Origin of the sequence: Ruegeria sp. R14_0, assembly GCF_017743975.1 — a bacterium.
Lineage (GTDB): Bacteria > Pseudomonadota > Alphaproteobacteria > Rhodobacterales > Rhodobacteraceae > Ruegeria.
In genome coordinates this window covers 125,414-149,535 of the sequence record NZ_JAGHRC010000004.1, presented here as the reverse complement: position 1 = coordinate 149,535, position 24,122 = coordinate 125,414, and the positions used below count along the sequence as shown (strand labels likewise).

The following is a 24,122-nucleotide window of genomic DNA, read 5'->3' as shown; positions in this document are numbered from 1 at the left end:
ATTTTAGTGCTGCAACTTCGTACGGATCACAAAGATGCAGGCGGCATTGCTCCGATTTCCTGTTCAATCCGCCACGACATCTGCAAAACGCCCAGATCGTCGAAACGTTTGCCGACCAGTTGAACACCGATTGGCAGACCATTTCGGTCCAACCCCGTCGGAATGCTGGATGCGGGTTGTTCTGTCAGGTTGAACAGGAACGTATTCGCCCAGCTTTCAAACGGTTTGGCCGGGTTCGACCCCGGCAATTCTGCAGCAAAGGCCGTGTCAGGTGTCGATGGCAGCAGGATGAAATCGTACCCGTCGATCAATGCCAGCGCGCGCTCGCGCAAGGCTTGCGTGTGGTCGAAATTGCGCTGGTGCTCGACCGCTGACAAAGTGCGCCCGTCCGCGGTCCAATCGCGGATATACGGCGTTTTGTCCTGCTCATTTTCCGGTTGGCGCAACAACTCGGACAGGGTTCGAATTTTGTAAAACGCCTCAGCGGGTTCCCAATCCGAACGACTGAACGGAGCCTTGTCCATGGACGTCACCTGAACGCCCAGGTCCCGCAGCACCTGTGCAACCTCGTTCACTGCTTTGCGAACGTCCTCGGCGACGGGTTCACCCAGCCCCAGTTCGGGAATGACCAAAACGGACAGCTTGTCATAGTCAGCGCGTCTCAGGCGGGATACGTAGTTCACATCATCGCGGGCCAAGGCGGCGAAATCGCGAACGTCCTCTCCGGTCAGGACATTCATATGAAGCGCTACGTCGCTGAAGTTCCGCGCCAAAGGCCCCGCTGTGATCGCCGGGCTGTTGCAAACGTAGTAAGGGACGCGGCCCTGGCTGGGCTTCAAACCCGCCAACCCGCAATATGAGGCCGGCAGACGGATCGAACCAACGATATCGGTCCCGATCGAGACCGGCTCGATCCCCGCGGCGACGCTCGCTGACGCACCTGAAGAGGACGCGCCGGTTGTACGTTTCAAATCCCAGGGGTTTCGCGTGACACCATGTTTCGAACTGACGCCGCCGGCCAGAATACCGTAGTCGCACATGGTATTCTTGCCGAGGATGACCGACCCGGCCTCGCGCATCCGCGCAACTGTGGGGTGATCTGTGGTACTGATCGACACTGCCCCGGCCGCCGAACCGCGATGGGCGGGCATGCCGATACAATCCAACGCATCCTTGACCGTTGTGGGGACACCGTCCAATGGCCCCATCGGAGCATTGTCGTGCCAACGCTGCTCAGACTGCCTAGCAGCCTCAAGCGCGCGCTCGGCATCAATGTAGTATATCGCGTTGATCTGCGGGTTAACCGCGTCAATCCTGTCCAACGCGGCCTGCGTCACCTCGAACGGGGACAAGTCCAGCCGGGCATAGGCCTGCACCATGGCAAGCGCGGAGAGTTGCGAATAGGGGGCCGTCATGCGCGCACCGTAAATGGATAGGTTGGGATCAGGCTTCGGTCCGTTGGACGTAATAGACCTTGGCGGCGATCCTCCAGCCGTCACCGGTGCGGACCAATGACAGGTAATCGACGAAGTAGCGCGGCTGCACGGCGCAATCGATCTTGACCATGGCCGTGTTGGGGCCGGACTGGTCGATCGAGATCGTGTGGCCATAAACCGGATAGCCCTTGGACTTGGGGCTTTCGCGTCCGCCAATGACCTCTTTGTACTTGTCCAGCGTCATGTGAATATAGCTGCCGTTCTCGTTGGCGCAGGTCAGGTCACATTCCGGCAAGAACATCTGGTCTACCTTGCTGATGTCTCCATCATGCAGGTTTTCGATATAGGCCTGCATCAGGGCTTCGATTTCGGCGAATGCGGTCATTGAGTGTCCTCGGTCGTAAGTGTCTTGAGACGCAAGTGGCGTCTGAGTCATGCCGCTTTGCTGGCAAGCAAAGCCTGGCGGTGGCGTTTGAGGTCTTCGATTGTGCCGACCTTCAGGCCGTGGCGGGCACCGAATTCCAACAGATCCGGCAAGCGCGCCATTTCACCGTCGTCATTCATGATCTCGCAGATCACACCCGCATCGCCCTGCCCCGACAAACGGGCCAGATCAACCGCCGCCTCGGTATGGCCCTCGCGCTCGAGCACGCCGTGCGGCTTGGCGACCAACGGGAAAAGGTGACCGGGTGAAACCAGGTCTGCAGAAGACCCCATATCAGATGCCAGCAGGGCAATGGTGCGGGCCCTATCGCTGGCCGAAATGCCAGTGGTGGTGCCCTCTTTCGCATCCACCGAAATGGTGAATGCGGTGTGGTGTGGATCTGTGTTCAACGCTGCCATGGGTCCAAGATCGAACTGCTCGGCCCGTTCCGAAGTAATCGCCATGCAGATCAGGCCCCGGCCAAACCGTGCCATGAAGTTCACGGCAGCCGCATCCGCGCAAACGGCAGGGATCACCAGATCTCCCTCGTTTTCGCGGTTTTCATCGTCGACAAGAATGACCATGCGGCCCTGCGCGCAATCCGCGATTATGTCTTCGATTGGCGACAGCCGATGGACCTCATGCAGGTCGAACATGATCTTTCCCCTTAACCATTGAGAGGTTTGATGACGCCTTCAGCAAACTCGATCAGGGCTTCCTGCTCGATCTCGTCGCCAAAGTAGTTCACGTGGTGCCAGACGAAGAACTCGTCGATCTGATAGCGTTCGGCCAATTCGCCGACCTGATCCAGTACCTGCTGACGCGAACCATCCCAAACACGACCCAACGGCACGTGGTAAGGCGGAGCGTCGTAGGCCGAGAACCACAGCTTGTCGAACATCTCGCGGTACTGCTTGGTTTTCGCAGGCGTCTTGCCCATCATCAGATGTGCGCCAAGGGCCAGAACGTCATTGTTGGTGGTATGCGTCAGCCCGTTTTCATGGGCAGCATGCAGACAGTTTTCCAGGATCACCGGCATGAATTCTTCTTTGTCAGCCGTCACGAAAGACACCATCTTGGCCCCTTCCGAGGACCAGAACTTGGCGGTTTCCATCGAATACGAGAACGGCGCATAGACTTTCGGGTGCGGTTTCTGCAGCGGGCGCGGAACGATGCCCGACTTGCGCAGGATTTTGTTTTCGTCGACCGGATTGTCTCCGCCCCACAGTTTTGTCGGGTTGAATTCCCATTCGACATTCGACGGGAAGTTCCAGAACTCACCCTGATGTTCTGTCAGTTCATCGGTCCACAGCGACTTGATCAGTCGCCAGTTTTCGTACAGCGCGCGGCGGTTGCGCTGATCGGCTTCGGACTTGTCGGATTCAGCCGAAGTGATGTCCAGATGCTGACCCATGGTCGCCGTCCAACGCGGCGTGTTCCCGCGCGAGAATCCCGCAAAGACACGACCGCCAGTCATGTGGTCCAGCATCGCGATGTCTTCGGCCGTTTTGATCGGATTCATCGCGGTCAGGTTCATCCCCAGCTGACCTACTTTGAAGTTCTTGGTGTGCTGGGCAATGTACATGTTCCAAAACAACGGGTTGGTGGTGCATTCCACCCCTTCGACCTGCATGTGGTGTTCGGTCAGGCAGAACCCGTCATAGCCAAGCTCTTCGGCAAGAACCATCTGATCTCGCAACGTGTGCATCATCTTGTTGAACCGCGCAGGATCACGCCCGGCAAGCTGGGTATCCTCGCCATGCTGGCGCGCGAACGGAATGGCGAGAATCTTGAACTTCATGCGGGCATCCTCCCAAAGTGTTACTGAACGTTCACTAACATTGTCATGCAGGTACCGAAAGCGTCAAGCCCAGAAATACGTTTCCCTACGTCGCGGCATGGCTGCGACGATTTCCAACTGGACAAGGCACTGGGATTTCAACATTTTACCGCAACGTAAAGAAGCAAGGGGCAGTCCGGGTGTTTTTATATTCCGCAGCACAAGTCGATGAATTCATTCAGAAATCACAACTTGATGGTGTGTGCCTAGCCTTGGCGATTGATGCGGCACGGGACGAATTAAAACGCCTTGGCGACACTCCGCACCCGGTTTTGATCAACACCTCGGCTACGAATTTGGCAGCCCCCGGAAAAGGTCAGATAGAGGCACAGGCTGTCCGAATGTCACCCGAGGATTCGCCGCTGACCTCGTATCGGGTTTCGATCGTTCAGGCCGGGGGCAAACCGGGCGATACCGTGGCCCTGATGGAAGTGACTTGTACGTTCTCGGTCGACACGGAACCGGCGGACTCAACAAAAACGACGCAGGTCGAAAAACCCGAGCGCCCCCTGTCCGACACCGCCGAGGAACGGCGGCGTCAAATCTTCGAGGGCGCTTGCACCGTGATTGCAAAGCACGGGTTCGGCAACGCCTCTATGCGCGAGATCGCCAAGGCATCCGGCCTGTCCGTCCCACTGATGTACAAGTACATCAAGGATAAGGACGACATTCTGCACCTGATCACCACCATGTGCATGCAGGATATCATCGACTTTTTCGATACCGGAGAGCTTTTCACCGGGCCCGCAGAACAGAACCTTGAAAAAGCGGTCGACCGGTACATCGACTACATCGGCGAAAATCGCCGATATATCAATCTTGTCTATTCCGAAACACGGTCCATGTCCGCGGAAAATCGTGCACGGGTGTTCGACATGGAACGTGACTTCATGGGGCGCTGGAAAGGTATTCTGGACAAAGGGGTCGAACAGAAAGTGTTTCGCCCCATGAATACCGAACTGATGGCCAACTATCTGTATTTCCTCTGTAACGTCTGGTCCTTGCGGCATTGGAGCATTGGCAAATTCCCGGAAAGCGAGGTTAGGACCAGCCTGAAGGCGCTGATCATGGACGGGGTTCTGGCCGAAACTTCGGCTGAGAAACGCGCTGCCAAATCATTGTAACTTACAGGCCACGCAGGTGAACGCGTGAACTTTCTGTCGCATACAGGCCAAGAGGTCGCAAATTAACTTGAGCGGCCAAATAGCGCTGGTGATACTGATGGCATGAACAGGACCAGCTCGCCCATTCGTTTGGATCGTCGCGCAACCGGTTGTGACCTCGTCGTCAGTGGTTGATTGCTGGGGACGTGCGCCCTTTGCTTTCTGCTTAGACAACAGACAATTCGGACAGTTTCATGACATCGCAACCTTTGCGCCTGGCCATTGATATTGGCGGCACTTTCACCGATACGGTTCTCGTTTCCGGGGATGAGACCATTCTGGCCTCGACCAAGACCCTCACAACCCACCGGAACCCCGCCGATGGCGCGATGGAAGGCGCTCGGCGCGTCATGGATCAATCAGGTCGCGCATTGAGCGAGGTGACCGGGTTCATCCACGGCACGACACTGGCGACCAATGCGCTGATCGAACGGCGTGGGGCCACAGTTGCGACCGTAACGACGGAAGGGTTCCGTGATATCCTCGAAATCGCCTATGAACGGCGCTACGCGCAATATGACATCAACCTTGAAAAGCCTGACCTGTTGGTGCCGCGCGAACGGGCGCTCACCCTTCGTGAGCGTATGGCGGCTGACGGCAGTGTGCTGATTCCGCTGGAAGACGATGCAATCGCGACGCTGTTGGCCGATCTGGACGCCAGCGAAGCTGATGCCGTTGCGATCTGCCTGATGCATGCCTATGCCAACCCATCGCATGAACGCAGGCTGCGTGACGTTCTGGTCGAAAAACGCCCCAACCTGACCGTCTCGATTTCTTCAGATGTCAGCCCGGAAGCGCGCGAATTCGACCGGCTGTGCACAACGGTCGCCAATGCCTATATCCAGCCGCTGATGGAAAGCTATCTGGCGCGCTTTGAGGCGCAGTTCCAGGCCGCTGGCGTGAACTGTCCGATCCTGATGATGACAGCGGGGGGTGGTATGTGCACTGTACAGACCGCCTCGCGCTTTCCGATCCGGTTGGTCGAAAGCGGCCCTGCCGGAGGGGCTATTCTGGCCGCGCGCATCGCAGCGCGCGCGGGGATTGGCGAGGTGTTGTCTTTCGACGTTGGCGGCACCACCGCAAAACTCTGTCTGATCGACAATGCACGACCCCAAACGTCACGTCAGTTCGAAATTGCCAGGGCGGCGCGCTTCATCAAAGGATCGGGCATGCCGGTGCGTATCCCCGTGATTGAGATGATCGAAATCGGTGCGGGTGGCGGCTCAATCGCCGGGGTAGACAGGTTGGGGCGGCTGACCGTAGGCCCCAAATCCGCCGGGTCAGAACCCGGCCCCGTGGCCTTTGGTCGGGGCGGCACCGAACCAACGGTAACCGACAGCGACATCACCCTAGGATACATCGTGCCCGACACGTTTGCCGAAGGGTTTATCAAGATCGACCCCAAGGCATCCAAAGCCGCGCTTGGCCGGGTCATCGGTGCCAGGTTGGAAACCGATGCCACAGGGGCGGCGGATGGCGTCAGCCGCATTGTCGACGAAAGCATGGCCAGCGCGGGTCGAATGCATGCTGTGGAATCGGGTAAAGACCTTGGACCGCGCACGATGATCGCTTTTGGCGGAAATGGCCCACTACATGCCAGCCGGGTTGCCCGATCCGCTGGGGTCAGCCGCATCGTGATCCCGCCCAACCCGGGGGTCGGATCTGCGGTTGGCTTCCTGTTCGCTTCGGTCAGTTTTGAGATTGTCCGATCCCGTTATTCCCTGCTGGAAACGCTAGACCTGGACGGGATCAATACCCTGTTTGCTGACATGATCGCCGAAGCCAGCGACGTCGTGGCCCAAGGTGCTGGTGACGCGCCTACCGAGACGCAGCGCACAGCCTTCATGCGTTACAACGGCCAGGGCCACGAGATCGAGATCGCCCTGCCCGATCGCGACCTGACGGCAGAAGATATCCAACCGCTGATCACCGCTTTTGAGGCAGAGTACCGCAAGCAGTTCTCACGCCCCGTGCCGGGGATGCAGATCGAGATCCTGAACTGGGCCGTCCGCGTCGCCACGCCGGATGCAGATGTGCCTGAATTGCCGGAAACACCGACTTTGACAACGATCACCCCAAACCAGACCCGCCCGATCCTATGTGATGTAGATGGCCAAAAAAAACAGGCCGGTTTCGTGCCACGCGACGCCCTGAACCCCGGCGACCGTGTCTGCGGACCGGCGCTGATCACGGAACCGCAAACCACCACTTTGGTTTCGGCCGATTTCTCGGCACATGTGGATGCCATTGGAAACCTTGTCCTGATTCAGGACCAGAAAGGAGGCGCATAATGACCGCCGACATATCTGCCGCCCGCCTACAAGTGATGTGGAACCGCCTTCTTGCGGTGGTCGAGGAACAAGGCCAAACCCTGATCCGCGCCGCATTCTCACCCATTGTACGCGAATGCGGTGATATCTCAGCCGGGATTTTCGACGCCTCTGGCCGAATGCTGGCACAAGCGGTCACCGGCACACCCGGCCATATCAACACCATGGCCGAAGCGGTGATGCACTTGCGCGACCGGTTCCCGGTTCAAACCATGAAGCCGGGCGATATCTACATGACCAATGACCCATGGCTGGCTTCAGGGCACCTGAACGATTTCCTGCTGATGATGCCAGCGTTCAAAAACGGCAAGGTCATCGGCTTTACCTCATGCACCTCGCATTTGGTGGACCTTGGCGGGTTGGGCATGGGCCCCGAAGGCTCAGACATCTATGACGAGGGCCTGCTGATCCCACCTTGCAAACTCGTCGAAGAAGGTGTGCCAAACTCCCTACTTCTGGATATCGTCCGCGCCAACAGCCGCGAACCGATTGCGAATGAAGGCGATATCTACGCTCTGATCGCCTGCTGCGAGGCCGGAGTGAACCGTCTGCTGGATATGATGGAGGAATTCGGCATCGAAGATCTTGATGCGTTGGGCAGCTATATCATCGAAACGTCCCGCCGCGGCACGCTTGAGGCCATCGCCGAGGTACCAGAGGGCACGTATAAAAACATGCTGAAGATGGACGGCTATGAGAACGAGCTGGAATTGCATGCAACCCTGACTGTCAGCAAACAGGGCATGCATGTGGATTTCAGCGGGACATCGGGCTGTTCGCGCAAAGGCATCAACGTACCGCTGAATTATGCGACAGCCTACACCGTCTTTGCCCTGCGATGCATTGTTGGCTCGGACATTCCCAACAACGCGGGATCGCTGGAACCTTTCACCGTGGACGGACCAAAAGGCTGTATCCTGAACGCGCAGCGGCCCGTGCCGGTGGCAATGCGGCACACCTTGGGACAAGTGACGCCCGATCTGGTTTTGGGATGCCTGCATCAGGCCCTGCCCGATGAGGTCCCAGCCGAGGGTGCCTCTTGCATGTTCGACCTGCCGATGCGCCACGCACCCGAAGTGGCCCGTGACGGCGGGCGCGAGTTTGCCGTTGAACCGGTCCATAACGGGGGCACCGGCGCGCGGCCTCACGCGGATGGCCTGTCAGCCACCGCCTACCCTTCGGGCGTGTTCGGATCACAGGTCGAGATAACCGAAAGCGTGGCCCCGGTCACCATCTGGCGACGCGAGCTGCGCCCCGATTCCGGCGGAGCGGGCAAGTACCGCGGTGGGCTGGGTCAGCGGATCGAGATGACCTCGGCCAATGGTGCACCCTTCCTTGTTTTCCTGTCGGTCGAACGTCTGAAGTTCCCCGCTCTTGGTCGAATGGGCGGACAGCCCGGCGCGCCTGGGCGCATTCGATTCCGAGACGGAGAAAGCGACATTCCCGGGAAAGGTGAACTGCGCGTCGAACCCGGTGACTATCTGATCTTTGAAACGCCCGGCGGTGGCGGCTTTGGCGACCCGGCCGAGCGTGATCCCAAAGCTATTGCGCTGGACCTCAAACGTGGGTTGATCAGTACCGCAGGCGCGAAATCCTACGGAGGTGTCTCATGATCCGCCCCGTTCCCCACGTAGGTTCGATGGCGGCCTATGCGCTCGCCGATCTGGGTGACGAGAACACGATCTCGCTGGCGCAAAACGAAAGTGCTTTTCCGGCAAGCCCCAAGGCCATTGCAGCGGGACAGGCGGCAATGGCTGATCTGCCGCTCTACCCTGACCCGGAATGGCCCGAGTTGCGCGCCGCCATCGCTGAGGTGCACGGGCTGAACCCGGCGCAAATTCTCTGCGGGGCCGGGTCGATGGAGCTGATCGGCTGTCTGATCCGCGCCTATGCCGGACCGGGCGACCGGGTGCTGGGCACAGACTACGGATACGCCTTTGTCGCCTCGGCGGCGGCGCAGGTACAGGCCGACTACGTCAAAGCCCGCGAAGTCGATCTGACCGTCTCGGTTGACGATATCCTCAACGCGTTAACACCTAGCACGCGGATCATCTTTGTCTGCAATCCCGGCAACCCCACCGGCACACTGATCCCGAACTCGGACATCACGCGACTGCGGGACAGACTACCCGCAGATGTGCTTTTGGTGGTTGATCAGGCTTACGCCGAATTCTGCGACCACACACACGACCCGACCGAGATTTTTACATTGGCCAATCGTGGCGACACTGTGATCATGCGTACCTTTTCCAAGGCTTATGGACTGGCCGGTGCGCGCGTCGGTTGGGGGTACTTTCCGCCCGAAATCGCTGGTGAGTTGCGCAAGCTGCTTAATCCAAACAACATCTCCATCGCCGCCCAAGCCGCAGCTGCGGCCGCGATGCGGGATCAGGCGCATATGCAGAACGTCGTAGCCCAAACTGCAGAAATCCGCGATGGTTTTGCCGAAGGGTGCCGGGCATTGGGGTTAACGGTTCCCGCAAGCCACACCAACTTTGTGCTAATTCGCTTCTCTTCTGCCAAGCAGGCGCAAAGCGCCGATGCGGCGTTGCGCGCCGACAACCTGCTGATGCGCGGCATGGGAGGCTATGGCCTGAGCGATTGCTTAAGGGCCACGATCTGCACAGGCCCAATCATGGATCGTTGCCTGACCGCCCTGGAAGGAGTGTCGAGATGACCGAAACACGAACCGCGGCCAAAATCGGTGTTCTGGTACCCTTCACCAACACGAACCTGGAGCCGGATCTGGAGTTGATGAGACCGCCGAACACCACGGTCCATTTCCAGCGCATAGGCGGGTATGACGTGGACGAAATTCCGGGCTCGGATCAAATGGCGGGTCTGGGTACCTCGGATATCAGCCATGACCTGCGGATGATCTCAGGCGTGCGTCCGGATGTGGTCCTGTATGGCTGCACCTCGGCCACTCTGACGCACGGCCCCGGCTTTGACGCGGATCTGGCAGAGCAAATCAAGGCCGGTTCCGGTGCGGTATCCCTTACCGCTGCTGGCGCTCTGATTGCCGGAATCAAAGCGATTGGTGCAACACAGGTCGGTTTTTCATCCCCCTATCTGGGCGAGATCAATGCTCAGGCCATCGACTTCATGGCTCGAAATGGTATCGAAACCGTCAAATGCGCTGATGTGGGCCGAGAGTTGGGCAACTATGGTCAGGGCGAGCTGACCCCCGACGAAGTGTTTGACCTAGCCTGTCAGGCCGATCATCCAAATGCGCAGGCGATCGTGCTCAGCTGTACGGACATGCGTTCGGTTGAGGCGATCGAACGTATCGAGGCCGCATTGGACAAACCTGTGATCACTTCGAACCAGGCCATGATGTTCGGGCTGGTAGAAGCCCTGAACCTCCCGCGTCACGCCGCTTTGCCGGGACGGCTGTTCGACAAACTGTGACAAATGACGGGGCATAGCTGCCCCGATCGTGCTCTAGGGTTCACCGCTGCCAATCTCTTCGCGGCGTTTTGCGATGTAAGCATCCAGCTCTTCACGAATGGCTGCGTCCATTTCTGGTGCCTGATACTCACGCAGGGCCTGCTGCCATAGATCGGTCGCCCGGTGCAGCGCATCTTTTGCGCCCGCTGCTTCCCAGTTTTCATAGTTCTGCCAGTCAGACAGCATAGGGCTGTAGAACGCGGTCTCGTACCGGGCCATCGTGTGCTCAGTGCCAAAGAAATGACCGCCGGTCGGCACCGATTTGATGGTGTCCAGACCCAGTTCTTCGGCGTCAAACTTCATAGGCTTGAGAAATTCCATCATGTTCTGGATGATTTCTACATCCATGATGAATTTCTCGTAAGACGCTGTCAGACCGCCTTCCAACCAACCCGCGGCATGGTAGACAATATTGGCCCCACCCAAAACAGCACCCCAGGTGGCCATCATCGTTTCATATGCGGCCTGCAGGTCCACCACGTTCGACGCGTTGGCATTTGAGGTCCGGTAGGGAATCCCATAGCGCCGCGCCAATTGACCACCGACGATATTGGCCTTGGCGTTTTCCGGCGTCCCAAAGGCCGGAGCGCCAGATTTCATGTCCACGTTCGACGTGAACGACCCGTACATAACCGGCGCACCTGGATTGACAAGTTGGGTTAAAACCACCCCGAACAGCGCTTCGGCATTTTGCTGTGCCAATGCGGCCGGCAGAGTCACGGGCGTCATCGCCCCCATCAGTGTAAAAGGTGTCACGGTCACAGGCTGGCCGTATTCGGCCATCGCAATCAGCCCGTCCCCCATCGCATCATCGAACAAACGAGGCGAATTAACCGAAATAATGGTGATCACACCCGGATCGCCCTGCATCTCTTCGGGTGTTTGACCGCGCGAAATGGCCATCATGTTGATGCCGTCCATTGCCCGGCCGCGACCGATAGCGGTGCAGTGAAAACTCAGGTCACTGTAGGTCAAATTGGCGTTGTAGGTATCGAGATGGCGGTTGTTGGCGGGCATCTCGATCGGGGCCATCACCTGATTTCCAATCAGGTGGATCGCGTTGAAATGATGTGCCAGCCGAATGAAGTTGCAATAATCCTCATAGTTCCCCTGACGGCGACCATTGATGCAGTCATGAACATTCGGAGGCCCTGCAACTAGCCCAAAGTTCACGTGATTGCCGCCCAATGTAATCTGCTTGGTCCGATTTCGCGACGTCAGGGTGAATTCGCGCGGCACTATTTTCAGCGCTTCGGAAACAAGGCTTTCATCTATGCGGATGGTTTTGGTGCCCCGGTCAACAATTGCGCCGGCGCGTTCGAACAGGTCGATCACGTTATCGCCCATTACTCGGATGCCCGCCTCGGACAGGATCCGGATGGATGTGGCGTGCAACTGATCCATCTGCTCGGGGTTCAGTAACTCGAACGGGGGGTACTCGTTGCGAATTTGCTGCCATGGCAGCTGATCGATACCGGCTGTGCTGCGCCCGGATTTTCCCCGTCGCCCGCCCCCACGTCTATCCCGTGCCATGTTTTGTCTGCCCCCGTGCCGGATCTGATTTAGTGCTTTTCACAGCCTTCAAGGTAGCAGCCCCAGATGGCCATTTTTGTCACTTGCCGACGCTTCCATGTCGCAAAAGAGACATGATGGGTCGGATCAAAACACGGCAGCCTTTAGCGACCACGGCGCTGGAAGGTGCGCCTGCCTGACCAAGCCCTGTCGCAATGAGAACTTTCAGATGTCTTTCTCGGAAGAAAACACCCCCAACCCGCGTTTCCCTTTGCAGGCATTTCACAACTGGGGGCTTTAGGCCGCTATGGACCTTGAACAGGCGAGGGTCTGGGCAACATCGCCCTGCCGCCTCAAGAGCGCGGACATCAATGAGACGTCAAATCCTGGTCTGGCGCTGCCAGCCAATCAAGCTGAAACAGGCAAACAGAATGGCGGCGACGCAGACGATGGACGGGCCTGCGGGCGTGTCAAAGATGTAAGCCCCTCTCAACCCAGCGACGGCCGACGTTGCGCCTATCGCGGCCGCGATCAGAGCCATCGATTCCGGTGATCGCGCCAGACTGCGCGCGGCCGCTGCCGGTATGATCAGCATTGCTGCGATCAGCAAAATTCCGACGACTTTGATTGCAACAGCCACCGTAATCGCCAGGGCCAGCGTCAGGATCAACTGCTCGCGCTTGGGGTCGAACCCGCTGGCATAGGCCAGTTCTTCATTCAGAGTCGCCGTCAACAACTGCGACCATCGCCATGCAATCAAGGCAACGACCAAGGCAGCGCCGCCCCAGATTACGATCAGATCCGAACGAGATACGGAAAGAATGTCGCCGAAAAGATAGGCCATCAAATCGATGCGAATACCGGACAGGAATGAAACCGCGACAAGGCCAAAAGCCAGCGCCGAATGCGCCATAACGCCAAGCAACGTGTCCATCGCGTACCCTCGGCCACTCAACAGCGTCACAGTCAGTGCCATCACCAGCGCAATCGCCAGAGCACCCGGAAAGATGGGCATCTGAAGGGTCAACGAAAGCGCCACCCCCAGAATTGCGGCATGCGCCGTCGCATCCCCAAAATACGCCATCCGGCGCCACACGACAAAGCAGCCCAAAGGCGCGGCGGCAAAGGCGACACCCACGCCTGCCAGCGTGGCTCGGGTCATAAAATCATCAAGCATTATTCAGCCGCTTCCTGAGGGTTTGCACCGTGATGATGATCGTGGTCATGATCATGATCGTGCCGGTAAAGAGCCAGCGCGCCACCTGTGCCGGTGCCAAACAGTGCCCGGTATTCGGGAGCCGACGCCACGACCGCCGGCGATCCTTCGCAACAGACGTGACCGTTCAGGCAAATTACCCGGTCCGACGCGCTCATCACCACGTGGAGTTCGTGGCTGATCATGATAATGGCGCAGCCTGTCTCTTGACGGACCGCTTCAATCTGACGGTAAAACGCAGCCGAACCGGGCTGGTCCAGCCCTTGGGTTGCCTCGTCCAGCAGCAGGATTTCGGGACGATTGATCAAAGCCCGCGCCAGCAGCACGCGCTGGAACTGTCCACCCGACAACTGCGACATCTGCCGTTTGAGCAAATCTGGCACTCCGGCGGATTCCAAAGCATCCGCACAGTCTTTTTGCGACGCGCGATGTGTCAGTCGCATAAAGCGTTCGACCGTAATCGGCAGAGTTGGGTCGATATGCAGTTTTTGCGGGACATAACCGATTTTCAGACCCGGCTTGCGCGTCACTTTCCCAGCCGATGGCTTGGTCGCGCCAATGATTGCACGCAACAGACTTGTCTTGCCGGATCCGTTCGGGCCGACAATGGTCACGATCTCACCGGGCTCGACCCCCATGCTGACACGTTGCAACACAGTATTGGCCCCATAGCTTACGCTGAGGTCTTCTACGGTAATCAGGTTCATTTCTACGCCTTTTCGGTGCAGTCGGGGCAAACACCTTCGGCTTCTACAACGGTCCGTTCGATCTCGAAACCCACGGCCCGTGCTGCGGCACCCAACGCGCCTTTGGCCGGGGTGGAATGCGCCTCGGCCACGGCGTCACACTTTCTGCAGATCATGAAAGCCGGGGAATGCGATGCGCCCGGATGCGAACAGGCCACAAAGGCGTTCAGGCGTTCGATCTTGTGGACAAACCCGTTCTCGACCAGAAAATCCAACGCGCGATAAGCAACCGGCGGCTGCGAGCCGAACCCGGCGTCACGCAACCGATCAAGGATCGCATAGGCCCCAAGGGCGCGATGTTCCTGCAACAGCATCTCCAACACCTTGCGACGCACGGGCGTCAGGCGCAGACCTTCCGCTTTGCACCGGGTCTCAGCAATGGCCAGGCTGCTTTCGACACAATTCGTGTGATCATGCTTCTGGAAGCCGACAAGGCCGGTGTCGTCAGAAGTCGCATGGGTCGTCTCACTTGTCATGTTATTCCATATCATGTATGCCGCTCGCAACGTTATAAAATCACACAGAGGGTTAGATGTCCAGAAAGCTTCTTCCTGTTTCGATCACAGCTGCGTTGTTGGGTGGCACAGCTATGGCTGATGTGCCGAACGTCGCAGTTGATATTGCACCGGTACATTCACTGGTGGCGCGCGTGATGGAAGGTGTCGGCACACCGAACCTGATCGTACAGCCCGGTGCGTCGCCACATGAATACAACCTGCGACCCTCTGAGGCGGCAGCACTGCAGGACGCGGATCTGGTGTTCTGGGTTGGTGAAGATCTGACCCCCTGGATGGAAGGCGCGATCGAAACGCTAAGCGACGGCGCAACAGTTACGGCCTTGCTTGAATCCGATGGCACTGTTCTGCTGGATTTCCGCGAAGGAGCGCTGTTCGAAGCGCATGACCACGGCGATGAGGACCATGCCGAAGGCGACGATCATGACGATCACGGGCATGACGATCACGGGCATGATGAACACGCCGAGGGCGAAGGTCACGACGACCATGACCACGCAGAAGACAAAGACCACGACCACGCGGATCACGACGATCACGACCACGGTGACGAACATGCCGAAGGCGAAGACCACGATCACAAGGATGATCATGGCCACGATGATCACGCCGAGGGTGACGACCATGATCACGACGACCATGCAGATCACGACGATCATGCCGGTCATGATGATCACCACGGTCACGCCCATGGGGAACATGATCCCCACGCCTGGCTGTCGCCTGAGAATGCAGGCGCGTGGCTGAACGTGATTGCCGCACAACTTTCCGCAGCGGACCCGGACAACGCGGGGGCCTATTTCGCAAACGCCGCAGCTGCGCGCGAAGAGATGGCCGCCCTGTCCGCCGAGGTCGCCGCAACTCTGGACCCGGTGCGCGGTGGCAACTTCATCGTGTTCCACGACGCCTATCAGTACTTTGAAAACGCCTTTGACTTTCCGGCATCCGGCGCGATTTCGTTAAGCGATGCATCGGACCCAAGCCCAGCCCGTATCGCTGAGATTCAGGGCCGGATTCGTGAGGAAGGGATCAACTGCGTCCTGTCCGAGCCGCAATTCAACCCCGGTCTGGTTGCAACCGTCATGGAAGGCACCGAGGCGAACACAGCTGTAATTGACCCGTTGGGCTCTGACCTGGAAACTGGTCCGACCTTGTACCCTCAGGTAATCCGCAACATCGCGACGAACCTGTCCGAATGCCTGTGACGTAATCGATCAGCCCGTTTGGTTTGGATATCAGGAACGGGCTGAACCTTGCCGGGAACAACGCTTGACGAGTGCGGTCGTTCCCGGCACCTAATTTATGTCGTGTTTTGGCGCAGGCCGCTTAGAACCTGCCGAGATTCCTGACGACGCGGAGCAACAGCTCAGCCCCGTTTTTGCCATCAAATACAATCCGCCCGGTGCGTTCCCGAAAGCTGCCTTATTGGCCTTGGCCTGATTGATCACCGGAACCAATTCGCGGCTGCCTCGCGTGCAAAAAGGCAATATCGCCGGGGTGTACGTAGGAAAATCTCCTCTTTCGACAACGAATATGTGATCCAGCACTGTGCTCGCACACAAAATGCGAGGGCGGAGCGGTAGAGTTTTAATACAAGCGACAGCTGGATGACACCGACGCACGCTGCCCCGCAGGAATTGCGACGTGAGGTCATCGGCGTGATTTCTTGACGATGATAGGCTGCACGCATACGAAATTTAGCAAGCGGTCCTGAACCGGGCCATGGATTGAACGCCCGCCAGCGACAATCCCACACCACAACATCGAAGCGGGAAACTTCCGCTAGAGCCCCAAGGACTTACCTCATGACCGACAACATCATCATCAACACGCAGGATCGCGTCACGACGGTCACCATTTCCCGTGAGGAAAAGAAAAATGCGATCACGTTTGCGATGTACACGGCGATTGCAGAAGCCATTGAGGACTATGGACGCTCAGACGAAGCCCGCGCGTTGGTGATCACCGGGTCCGGGGACATGTTCACTGCTGGCAATGACCTGCAGGACTTCATGGCGGGCGGCATCCCCTTGGGAAGCGGCGAAAACCCGATCGTTCGGTTCCTTAATGCTATCCGTGATTGCCCCAAACCGCTGATTGCCGCAGTCAACGGCGGCGCCATCGGGGTTGGCCTGACAATGCTGTTGCATTGCGATCTGGTCTATGCAGGAGAAAGCGCCACCTTCAGCGCTCCGTTCGTTCAACTGGGTTTGGTGCCCGAGGCAGGGTCTTCGATGCTGTTGCCTGCTTCTGTTGGAATGGCGGTTGCCAATGATGTTCTGCTGGCCGGTCGGGTCCTTACGGCTGCAGAGGCGCTGAACCATGGGCTGGTCGCCCGTGTGTTTGCCGATGATGAGCTTGCGGCAAGTGCTCAGCAGATCGCGGCGCAGATTGCTGGTTCATCCCCAGCCGCGCTAAAGAAATCCAAGGCGCTGATCCGTCGTCAGCGGGAAGAAATCGCTGGGCATATGAGTGCAGAGATTCAAGACTTTGCAGAACAATTGCAATCGGCGGATTTTGCCGAAAGCGTTGCAGCCAAACTGCAGAAAAGGGCGCCCAACTACGGCTAAGCCGCACGCGGCCAGGCCGAGCCCAGTTTGAACGCCAAATAACTGGATTACCCAGGTCAAACGCACGCGTTCTGATGTGGATCAGGCGCAAATCAGTCATAAGAAAAAGCGATGCCTGCAACAGAAAGTTGCTATTTCCGGGATGGGCACGGACCCCATAAACTGACGGGATAACAATGAGCCAACCCGCCCTGCGTTTCAGGCTCATGCGCGCCGAGGGGATTTTCAAGATGCACAACCACGCCGTCCAAGCTGCACTTTCGGTAATGGAAAGCCACTTGACTGCACTGAATGCGCGCGATCCCAAAGCCATCGCAAAGACGCTGCATTTTCCGCATTTTCGTTTGGCTGGAAACACCATGAAAACATGGGAGACCCCGGACAGCTACATGGATGACTTTTACAACCGTGCGGGCGACGAATGGGGCCATACCGAATGGGGACACCTGAAGCCGCTGCAAACCAGTCCCGAAAAGGTGCATCTGGACGTAATGGTCAACCGGTTTGACAAGGAAGGTGCACCTTTGGTGGCCTTCCCTTCGCTTTGGGTCGTTACCCAAATCGAGGGCGTTTGGGCCGCTCAGCTACGGTCGTCCTTTGCCATTGATCTGAGGTAATCAGTTATCGGATATTCTTCTACAACAGGTCAGGATATAGTTTCAGCTACTGAGAACGAGTCCGGGGTAAGGATGAATATTCGGCAGCTTCGTTACTTTATCGCGATCGTGGATCAAGGCAGCGTCTCAAGCGCTGCTCGGGTGTTGCGCATTGCTCAACCGGCGCTCAGCCAGCACATTGCCAACCTCGAAGTGGAATTGACCACCGACCTGCTGGTGCGGTCTTCGCGTGGTGTCAAACCCACCAAAGCGGGTGAGGTGCTGTATCATCACGCACGGAAAATCGTTGCGCAGTTAAAGCAAGCCGCCGACGATGTCCGCAAAGAGGCTGATACCCCGCGCGGCGAAGTCTCGATCGTGGTCCCGCCGATGCTGGGTGTCCACGTCGCCCCCAAACTGTTGGAGCGGATTGCCGACAAATACCCAGAGGTCGAACTGCGGATCATGGAAGAGCTGGGCCTGAGCGTCAAAGAGATGATCGAAAACAGCCGGGTCGATCTGGGCATTCTGGCCACCCGTGACCAGAGCCCCAAGGCCGAGTACCTGCATTTATACTCTGAACCTCTGTTTCTGGTGTCCCGCAGACGTGATCAGGACGCAGCCAGCGATGGCACAGAAACGGTCAACGTAGATCAATTGTTTTCCGTGCCACTGGTGCTCAGCCAGCGGTCGCATGCGGTGCGCGAAATGGTCGAAGAGGTCGCGCAGAAAAAGGGAAAGACCCTCAACTTGCGGGTGACCACGGAATCCACTCGCTTGCGGATCAGCTACATCCGCAGCGGTGTGACCTATGGTGTTCTGCCCTGGCCCTCATTTGATACGCAATGGCGACGCGGGGAAATCAAGGCACAGCGCCTTGTGAAACCAGAGCTCACGCGGGACATTTACCTCGCCTGGCCCAAGAACCAACCCCTGAACGCGGCCACACGGGCCGTCCGGCAGGAGATGCTAGAGATTTGCCACGAGCTTTTCGAGGATGGCGTTATCCGGGGCGAACTGGTCGCCGAAAAAACAGCTGATCAGAACCCGTAAAGCCTTGCGGGATTGTCACTCAGTATAGTCGCGCGCTGTTGCGTGTCCGGAGCCCAATCCTGAAGCTGATCCAGCAAGGCACCATCATTGGGCATTGGTACCGGGATATGCGGGTGCGGCCAGTCGGTGCCAAATACAACCTGATCCGGATTTGCGGCAATCAGAGCGCGCGCAATCGGCGTCACATCCTTGTAGGGCGGCATCTGCTCTGCAGTAATCCGGTACGCGCCGGACAGCTTCGCCCATGCCTTGCCGTTTTGCATCAAGGCCAATAGCGCCTGAAATCCAGGTTCATTGACCCCTTTGCCCGCAGGGAAGTGCCCCATGTGATCGAACACGGTCGGAACCGGCAGCGAACTGAAAAAGTCATAGAGGTCGGGAAAGGTCGAGACATCCAGCAATACCTGCAGATGCCAGCCCAACGGCGCGATCCGATCAGCTATGCGGCGCACGTCCTGCATGGCCTGATCGCCGCTGAACAGAAGATTGGCCCGCACGCCACGGGCACCCTGCGCATGCATCACCAGCAACTGGTCTTCTTGCACCGTGCCATCGACAACCACCACAGCGCGCATGCGATCGGGCTGCTCGGTCACCGCGCGCAGCGTTGCCCGATTGTCCGTACCATAAACGCTGGGCTGAACGATGACTGCGCGCTCAAACCCAAGCTTCTTCAGCAAATCCTGATATGAACCGAGCAAAGCATCCGGTGGTGTGTAAAGGCGGTCGGGCACAAGCGGCCAATCCGGCAGCGGGCCAAAAACATGCGCATGACAATCGCAGGCCAGCGGCGGCAAGGCGAACCCCGGTGCATAAGGCGCTGGGTCGGCCGCTTCGCAAACCGGGATATGGCGATCCGGCGCTTGGGTCATTGTTCGGCTTTCGACGCAACAAAGTCCGCATTTGCGCCAGGCGCAGGTGTCGCGCCAAAGCCGCCACGTTCAAGGACGGCCTCAACCCCACCATTGGCCGAGATGATGGCAGCCTGATCCGCCTTGGCCTGGCGATCAACCTCAACGGGGTCACAAATCCGGAGCAACTCGGCGTGCAGCTCTTCCCGCACGGCCTGATGTGTGGGCGTTGTTCCAAGGTCATTGACCTCTTCCGGGTCAGCTTCAAGATCGAACAATTGCGGCTCCATGCCGACATAGTAGATGTACTTCCACTTGCCTTTTCGGATCATGAACGCGCCCGAAGCCGCACCCGCCGCATGGTATTCCGAAAACACGACGCGGTCGGCTGAATCCGCCTCGGCCGCGATGCGGATCAGCGAACGACCCGGCAATTCCGAGTCTTTTGCGTTCAATCCGGCACAATCCAGAACGGTCGGAAAGACATCAGCCAGCGACACCGGTGTTTTGCAAACATGACCCGCGGGGACATCAGGGCCGCTTAGGATCATCGGAACGGCCGCTGCCTCTTCGTACATATTGGACTTGCCCCACATACCACGCTCACCCATGTTGTCGCCGTGGTCGCTGACGTAGACGATCCGTGTTGTTTCGGTCAGGCCCGCAGCATCGACCGCGTCCAGTATGCGACCCACATTGGTATCCATAAAGCTGACAAGGCCAAAGTACCCCGTCAGGGCCGCGCAGGTGCGTTCATCGTTGAAGTTGTCATAGACAAAGCAATGCCGCAGCGCCTTGAGCCATGGGTGGTCGTTCTCGCTGGCCGGTTTCGACGGCTTCAGGTCCACGTCCTTGTATAGGTCATAGAACTGCTGTGGGGCAGTCAGCGGAAAGTGCGGCGCGACCATTGAGATGAAAACAGTCCAGGGTTTTTCGGGCACACCTTCCTGACCACGTTGGGCAATCCATTCGCAGGCCGCTTCAGTGATGTTGCGGTCGTAATTGGTGTACGTCGTCTCACCCGGCCCTGCACTGTCGGCAAGATCACGCGCTTTCCAGCGGCGCGGCAGTGGCTCGCGGACACAGCCCAAAACATCGCCAACTCCGTTCACCAGGTGCATCGGAATCTGCTGGAAATCCAGACCGACCGGATCACTTTCATTGCGATAGTGCAGCTTACCGATCGAACCCACGGGATTGCCGTTTTCCTGCAGGTAATGCCCCCATGATTTGGGCTCGCCCGTGTATGGCGTCGCGTTGTCCCAATGTCCCGTTTGGTGACCATATTTCCCGGTGGCGAAACTAGCGCGTGCCGGCACGCAGATCGGCGCGTTGGTATATGCGCTGTCGAACCGGGTGCCTTGCGCGGCCAGACGATCCAGATTGGGCGTCTGAATGAACGGATGACCCGCGCAGCCCATGATGTTGGAAGCGTGTTCGTCAGACATCAGCACGATCATGTTCGTAGGTTTCATCTTGCCCTCTTCAGGAGTTCTTGGTTTTCAGTTGCGCCAGCAGGGCCGACACAGGATGAGAGATCGGTTTGTCACCAAAGCGTTTGACCTGGGATCGACAGGAAAACCCGGTGGCCAGTGGGATGCGCCCCTGGGCAGCCACGGCGCCGCGCCAAGACAGGTCGAACAGGTCACGGGACATGTCCTGATGTTCAACCTCGTGGCCGAACAGTCCCGCCATACCACAGCACCCGGTCGAGACCGGCGCGAGCGTCAGGCCAAAGCGCGCAAAGACTTCCACCCACCGCCGCACCGTGGCTGGGTCTGCAGTTTTCTCTGTGCAATGAGACAAAAGCGCAAAGCGCTGCTCGCTCTCTGGCAGTGCGGGCAAGTCTGCCAGGTTGTCGAATAAAAACCGATCCAGCGAGTGAATTTGGAACTCAGCTTGAGCACCACGCTGGTATTCCTTGCTGAAAAGATCAGTAACCGCCGGTTCCAGACTGACCATGGCGACCCCCTGCCGCGCGACCCCTTCCAGCACGCGGGTTGTGCGCTGGCGCTGAAGTTCAAAATCCTGCTCATATCCGCGGACCTGCTGCGCCTTACCGTTGGCAAGAGGCCCAGTTGCCCAAACATCAAAGCCAAGCTGCACCAATAGTTGCGTCGCCATCCCGACCACTTGCGTTTCGAAAACACCTGTAAAGCTGTCGAGGACCAAAAATACGGGCCGCGCGCCCCAGTTTTGCACTTGTGTTCCCGGTGCGATGACTGTTCCGCCCGCGCGCAGCACTGCACGCTCGGCAATGGTGGTGGAAAACGTCGGGACATCGGTCAGACCAAACATCCGGGACAAAACCAACCGACCAAGCGGGTTGCTCTGAGCCAGATTCATCAGGCCCGGAAAACGTCGTGCACGCAGGGACAAATGCTCCATTCGGCGTAACAAGCGATCCCGCAAGGTCCGCGCATGTGTCTGGTAATAACTGTTCAGAAAGGCCGATTTCATCGCCGGAATATCGACCCGCACAGGGCATTGGCCGGAACAAGACTTACACGACAAGCAGGTGTCCAGACTACGTTTCAGCGCCCTTTCCACCTCAACGACGTCCTGCCCGGTGGATTTCATCCGAGCCCATTCTCGAAACAGGGTAGCCCGTCCTTTTGGGGCCTGCGTCTTGTCGCGCGTCACCTTGAATGAGGGGCACATTGGATCATCCGGTGCCCAGTTATGGCATGCCCCGTTTCCGTTACACGCAATCGCGCGCTCATAAGCCGCGCTGGCGACCGGATCGATTTCAGCGTCCAGCGCGCCCCGGAAAGGTACCGCGTCGATCTTCATGACGGTCAAGTCACTACCTTGCGCTGTCACCAGTTTGCCCGGGTTCATCCGATTATCGGGATCGAACCACGCCTTGATCTGACGCATGATCCCGTACAACTCGGAGCCGACATATCGTTCGACATATTCGCCCCGAACGCCTTTGCCGTGTTCGCCCCAAATCAACCCTCCGTGGCGTTGGCACAGATCGGATACCGCGTCCGAGACCTGACGGATCAAATCGCGATCCTCGGGCACGCGCATGTTCAGCATCGGGCGAACATGGACGCAGCCCACATCCGCATGACCGAACATCCCGTAAGACAATCCAAACCCATCCAGAAGCGTGCTGAATTCGGATACAAACTGCGCGAGGTTTTCAGGCGGAACAGCCGCGTCTTCGACGAAGGGCAATCCGATCCGTTGTGTTTCAACAGCCGCCAACAGCCCGACCGAGCGCTTCCGCAGCTCCCACAGTGCCGAGATCTCAGAGGCCTCGGCAGTCGCAACCTTCGCAATGACCGGGATGCGGTTTCGGGCCAAAACCTGGTCCAGCGTTTTGTGACCTTGCTGAATGTCAGCCTGAGTTTCACCCGTAAACTCGACGAACAAGAAACCCCCGGCATTGTTGATACTGCCCAGTACGCCTTCCAATTCGCTCCACATTGGGGACGCGGCGGCCAGCTTCAGTATCTTGTCGTCCAGAAATTCGATTGCAGCAGGGTCGGATTCGACCAGATGTGGCACGTGGCGCAACGCACTGACACAATCTTCAAAGGCAAGAACTGTCAGCGCCCGCTGCTTTGGCAAACGGGTCACGCGTAACGTCAGCTGTGTCGTCAGCGCCAGCGTCCCTTCGGACCCCGCAAGCAACTTGATGAAATTGAGATCGCCCGTCTGAGTGCGTGCCTGATCCAGATTATATCCGGTCAGCCCGCGATTGAGTTTCGGGTAATGACGGGCGATCTCAAAGGCGCGTTCCGTCAGTGCGCGATGCAATTCTGCACCCATTTGGTGCAGGTCTTCGTCGTTGGAACCATGAGTGGTGATAGAGACGGTGCGCCCGTTGGCCAGAACCAGATCCGCGGCCAGAACGTGATCAGACATGCGGCCATAAATCCGGCTTCCTTTTCCGCTGGCGTCTGTCGCAAACATCCCACCCAACGTTGCGCGGGACGACGTGGATACGGTCGGGGCAAAGAAAACGCCATGCGGTTTGAGGAAGGTGTTCAATTGATCCAGGACGACGCCGGGCTGCACCGTGACCGTGCCCGCATCCAAGTCGAGCGACAGGATCTCGGTCATATGCCGAGAAGTATCCAGAACAACACCGGTATTCAGCGATTGCCCGTTGGTTCCAGTACCGCCGCCCCTTGCCGTCAACGCAATTCCCTGTTGCGCGGCAAGATCGGCCGCAAGCTGAACATCACCGCTGTTCTTTGGGAACAGGATCGCGTCGGGCAACAGGCGATAAATGCTGTTATCCGTGGCAGCCACCAGACACGACGCTGTATCCTTTTCGATATCGCCCTGAAAGCCGGACTCGGAAAGGGACTTTAGAAATCCGGCAAGTGATGTAGATGTTTGATCCAGCATTTCACTCACACTGTTAGGGGTACCGAGCGCCGCAGCGCCCGGTGTTACTGCG

19 protein-coding genes and 1 pseudogene are annotated in these 24,122 nt (G+C 58.1%); 9 read left to right on the top strand and 11 right to left on the bottom strand.

All coding sequences use genetic code 11. The annotated features are described in order from the left end of the window. Positions 1–26: 26 nt before the first annotated feature. The 4 genes and pseudogenes from J7416_RS13050 to J7416_RS13035 form a co-directional block, all read right to left on the bottom strand. Positions 27–1,415, bottom strand: a complete 1,389-nt coding sequence (locus J7416_RS13050) for an amidase family protein (protein WP_209225221.1) — start codon at positions 1,413–1,415, stop codon at positions 27–29. A gap of 28 nt (positions 1,416–1,443) precedes the next feature. Next, positions 1,444–1,821 carry a nuclear transport factor 2 family protein gene (locus J7416_RS13045; RefSeq protein WP_209225219.1) on the bottom strand — a complete coding sequence of 126 codons (378 nt, stop codon included), beginning with the start codon at positions 1,819–1,821 and terminating at the stop codon, positions 1,444–1,446. A gap of 89 nt (positions 1,822–1,910) precedes the next feature. Then, positions 1,911–2,516 (bottom strand): annotated as a pseudogene (gene ribB / locus J7416_RS13040) (3,4-dihydroxy-2-butanone-4-phosphate synthase); the annotation flags it as partial. Positions 2,517–2,527: 11 nt separating this feature from the next. Next, positions 2,528–3,661: an LLM class flavin-dependent oxidoreductase gene (locus J7416_RS13035; protein WP_209225216.1), complete on the bottom strand. Its 1,134-nt coding sequence runs from the start codon at positions 3,659–3,661 to the stop codon at positions 2,528–2,530. Between the two features lie 179 nt (positions 3,662–3,840). Here J7416_RS13035 and J7416_RS22645 point away from each other — a divergent pair, with 179 nt between their 5' ends. From J7416_RS22645 to J7416_RS13010, 5 genes are all read left to right on the top strand, one after another. After that, a complete protein-coding gene (locus J7416_RS22645; RefSeq protein WP_209225214.1) occupies positions 3,841–4,824 on the top strand; it encodes a TetR/AcrR family transcriptional regulator in 984 nt (327 codons plus the stop codon). A gap of 233 nt (positions 4,825–5,057) precedes the next feature. Next, on the top strand, positions 5,058–7,154 hold the full coding sequence (locus J7416_RS13025) for a hydantoinase/oxoprolinase family protein (protein WP_209225212.1): 2,097 nt from the start codon (positions 5,058–5,060) through the stop codon (positions 7,152–7,154). Next, on the top strand, positions 7,154–8,806 hold the full coding sequence (locus J7416_RS13020) for a hydantoinase B/oxoprolinase family protein (RefSeq protein ID WP_209225211.1): 1,653 nt from the start codon (positions 7,154–7,156) through the stop codon (positions 8,804–8,806). The genes J7416_RS13025 and J7416_RS13020 overlap by 1 nt, the downstream gene beginning before the upstream one ends. Then, complete coding sequence (locus tag J7416_RS13015; RefSeq protein ID WP_209225209.1) at positions 8,803–9,870, top strand: histidinol-phosphate transaminase; 1,068 nt, start codon at positions 8,803–8,805, stop codon at positions 9,868–9,870. Before J7416_RS13020 ends, J7416_RS13015 begins: the two co-directional genes overlap by 4 nt. Beyond that, positions 9,867–10,604 (top strand): Asp/Glu racemase, encoded by a 738-nt coding sequence (locus J7416_RS13010; protein WP_209225207.1) that lies wholly within the window; start codon positions 9,867–9,869, stop codon positions 10,602–10,604. The genes J7416_RS13015 and J7416_RS13010 overlap by 4 nt, the downstream gene beginning before the upstream one ends. Positions 10,605–10,637: 33 nt before the next feature. Here the strand turns inward: J7416_RS13010 and J7416_RS13005 are convergent, their stop codons facing one another. The 4 genes from J7416_RS13005 to J7416_RS12990 all read right to left on the bottom strand — a co-directional run bounded on the left by J7416_RS13005 (position 10,638) and on the right by J7416_RS12990 (position 14,593). Then, positions 10,638–12,176 carry a trimethylamine methyltransferase family protein gene (locus J7416_RS13005; RefSeq protein ID WP_209225206.1) on the bottom strand — a complete coding sequence of 513 codons (1,539 nt, stop codon included), beginning with the start codon at positions 12,174–12,176 and terminating at the stop codon, positions 10,638–10,640. Between the two features lie 358 nt (positions 12,177–12,534). Next, positions 12,535–13,332: an iron chelate uptake ABC transporter family permease subunit gene (locus J7416_RS13000; RefSeq protein ID WP_170464880.1), complete on the bottom strand. Its 798-nt coding sequence runs from the start codon at positions 13,330–13,332 to the stop codon at positions 12,535–12,537. Continuing rightward, positions 13,332–14,078 (bottom strand): metal ABC transporter ATP-binding protein, encoded by a 747-nt coding sequence (locus J7416_RS12995; RefSeq protein WP_209225204.1) that lies wholly within the window; start codon positions 14,076–14,078, stop codon positions 13,332–13,334. Before J7416_RS12995 ends, J7416_RS13000 begins: the two co-directional genes overlap by 1 nt. Before the next feature lie 2 nt (positions 14,079–14,080). Further along, a complete protein-coding gene (locus J7416_RS12990; protein WP_209225203.1) occupies positions 14,081–14,593 on the bottom strand; it encodes a Fur family transcriptional regulator in 513 nt (170 codons plus the stop codon). Between the two features lie 56 nt (positions 14,594–14,649). Here J7416_RS12990 and J7416_RS12985 point away from each other — a divergent pair, with 56 nt between their 5' ends. The 4 genes from J7416_RS12985 (at position 14,650) to J7416_RS12970 (ending at position 18,851) form a co-directional block, all read left to right on the top strand. After that, positions 14,650–15,837 carry a zinc ABC transporter substrate-binding protein gene (locus J7416_RS12985; RefSeq protein WP_209225201.1) on the top strand — a complete coding sequence of 396 codons (1,188 nt, stop codon included), beginning with the start codon at positions 14,650–14,652 and terminating at the stop codon, positions 15,835–15,837. 600 nt (positions 15,838–16,437) lie between these two features. Further along, positions 16,438–17,202 (top strand): enoyl-CoA hydratase-related protein, encoded by a 765-nt coding sequence (locus tag J7416_RS12980; RefSeq protein ID WP_209225199.1) that lies wholly within the window; start codon positions 16,438–16,440, stop codon positions 17,200–17,202. Between the two features lie 176 nt (positions 17,203–17,378). Further along, complete coding sequence (locus J7416_RS12975; protein ID WP_209225198.1) at positions 17,379–17,819, top strand: hypothetical protein; 441 nt, start codon at positions 17,379–17,381, stop codon at positions 17,817–17,819. A gap of 72 nt (positions 17,820–17,891) precedes the next feature. Further along, a complete protein-coding gene (locus J7416_RS12970) occupies positions 17,892–18,851 on the top strand; it encodes a LysR family transcriptional regulator (RefSeq protein WP_209225196.1) in 960 nt (319 codons plus the stop codon). Here the strand turns inward: J7416_RS12970 and J7416_RS12965 are convergent. From J7416_RS12965 to J7416_RS12955, 3 genes are read right to left on the bottom strand one after another with little or no spacing between them, the layout of a single operon-like run. After that, positions 18,839–19,723, bottom strand: coding sequence for an amidohydrolase family protein (locus J7416_RS12965; RefSeq protein ID WP_209225194.1), 885 nt, complete (start codon positions 19,721–19,723; stop codon positions 18,839–18,841). The two genes, J7416_RS12970 and J7416_RS12965, sit on opposite strands and share 13 nt — an antisense overlap. Further along, positions 19,720–21,177, bottom strand: a complete 1,458-nt coding sequence (locus J7416_RS12960; RefSeq protein WP_209225193.1) for a sulfatase-like hydrolase/transferase — start codon at positions 21,175–21,177, stop codon at positions 19,720–19,722. The genes J7416_RS12965 and J7416_RS12960 overlap by 4 nt, the downstream gene beginning before the upstream one ends. A gap of 10 nt (positions 21,178–21,187) precedes the next feature. Further along, on the bottom strand, positions 21,188–24,070 hold the full coding sequence (locus J7416_RS12955; protein ID WP_209225191.1) for an FAD-binding and (Fe-S)-binding domain-containing protein: 2,883 nt from the start codon (positions 24,068–24,070) through the stop codon (positions 21,188–21,190). Positions 24,071–24,122 lie beyond the last annotated feature (52 nt).

Bases quoted from the DNA above. Each gene is read 5' to 3' on its own strand.
- J7416_RS12970 (WP_209225196.1), top strand. From the start codon at position 17,892: ATGAATATTCGGCAGCTTCGTTACTTTATCGCGATCGTGGATCAAGGC.
- J7416_RS12985 (WP_209225201.1), top strand. From the start codon at position 14,650: ATGTCCAGAAAGCTTCTTCCTGTTTCGATCACAGCTGCGTTGTTGGGT.
- J7416_RS12995 (WP_209225204.1), bottom strand. From the start codon at position 14,078: ATGAACCTGATTACCGTAGAAGACCTCAGCGTAAGCTATGGGGCCAAT.
- J7416_RS13035 (WP_209225216.1), bottom strand. From the start codon at position 3,661: ATGAAGTTCAAGATTCTCGCCATTCCGTTCGCGCGCCAGCATGGCGAG.
- J7416_RS12980 (WP_209225199.1), top strand. From the start codon at position 16,438: ATGACCGACAACATCATCATCAACACGCAGGATCGCGTCACGACGGTC.
- J7416_RS13000 (WP_170464880.1), bottom strand. From the start codon at position 13,332: ATGCTTGATGATTTTATGACCCGAGCCACGCTGGCAGGCGTGGGTGTC.
- J7416_RS13005 (WP_209225206.1), bottom strand. From the start codon at position 12,176: ATGGCACGGGATAGACGTGGGGGCGGGCGACGGGGAAAATCCGGGCGC.
- J7416_RS12990 (WP_209225203.1), bottom strand. From the start codon at position 14,593: ATGACAAGTGAGACGACCCATGCGACTTCTGACGACACCGGCCTTGTC.
- J7416_RS12955 (WP_209225191.1), bottom strand. From the start codon at position 24,070: ATGCTGGATCAAACATCTACATCACTTGCCGGATTTCTAAAGTCCCTT.
- J7416_RS12965 (WP_209225194.1), bottom strand. From the start codon at position 19,723: ATGACCCAAGCGCCGGATCGCCATATCCCGGTTTGCGAAGCGGCCGAC.
- J7416_RS13050 (WP_209225221.1), bottom strand. From the start codon at position 1,415: ATGACGGCCCCCTATTCGCAACTCTCCGCGCTTGCCATGGTGCAGGCC.
- J7416_RS13020 (WP_209225211.1), top strand. From the start codon at position 7,154: ATGACCGCCGACATATCTGCCGCCCGCCTACAAGTGATGTGGAACCGC.
- J7416_RS13025 (WP_209225212.1), top strand. From the start codon at position 5,058: ATGACATCGCAACCTTTGCGCCTGGCCATTGATATTGGCGGCACTTTC.
- J7416_RS13015 (WP_209225209.1), top strand. From the start codon at position 8,803: ATGATCCGCCCCGTTCCCCACGTAGGTTCGATGGCGGCCTATGCGCTC.
- J7416_RS13045 (WP_209225219.1), bottom strand. From the start codon at position 1,821: ATGACCGCATTCGCCGAAATCGAAGCCCTGATGCAGGCCTATATCGAA.
- J7416_RS13010 (WP_209225207.1), top strand. From the start codon at position 9,867: ATGACCGAAACACGAACCGCGGCCAAAATCGGTGTTCTGGTACCCTTC.
- J7416_RS12960 (WP_209225193.1), bottom strand. From the start codon at position 21,177: ATGAAACCTACGAACATGATCGTGCTGATGTCTGACGAACACGCTTCC.
- J7416_RS12975 (WP_209225198.1), top strand. From the start codon at position 17,379: ATGAGCCAACCCGCCCTGCGTTTCAGGCTCATGCGCGCCGAGGGGATT.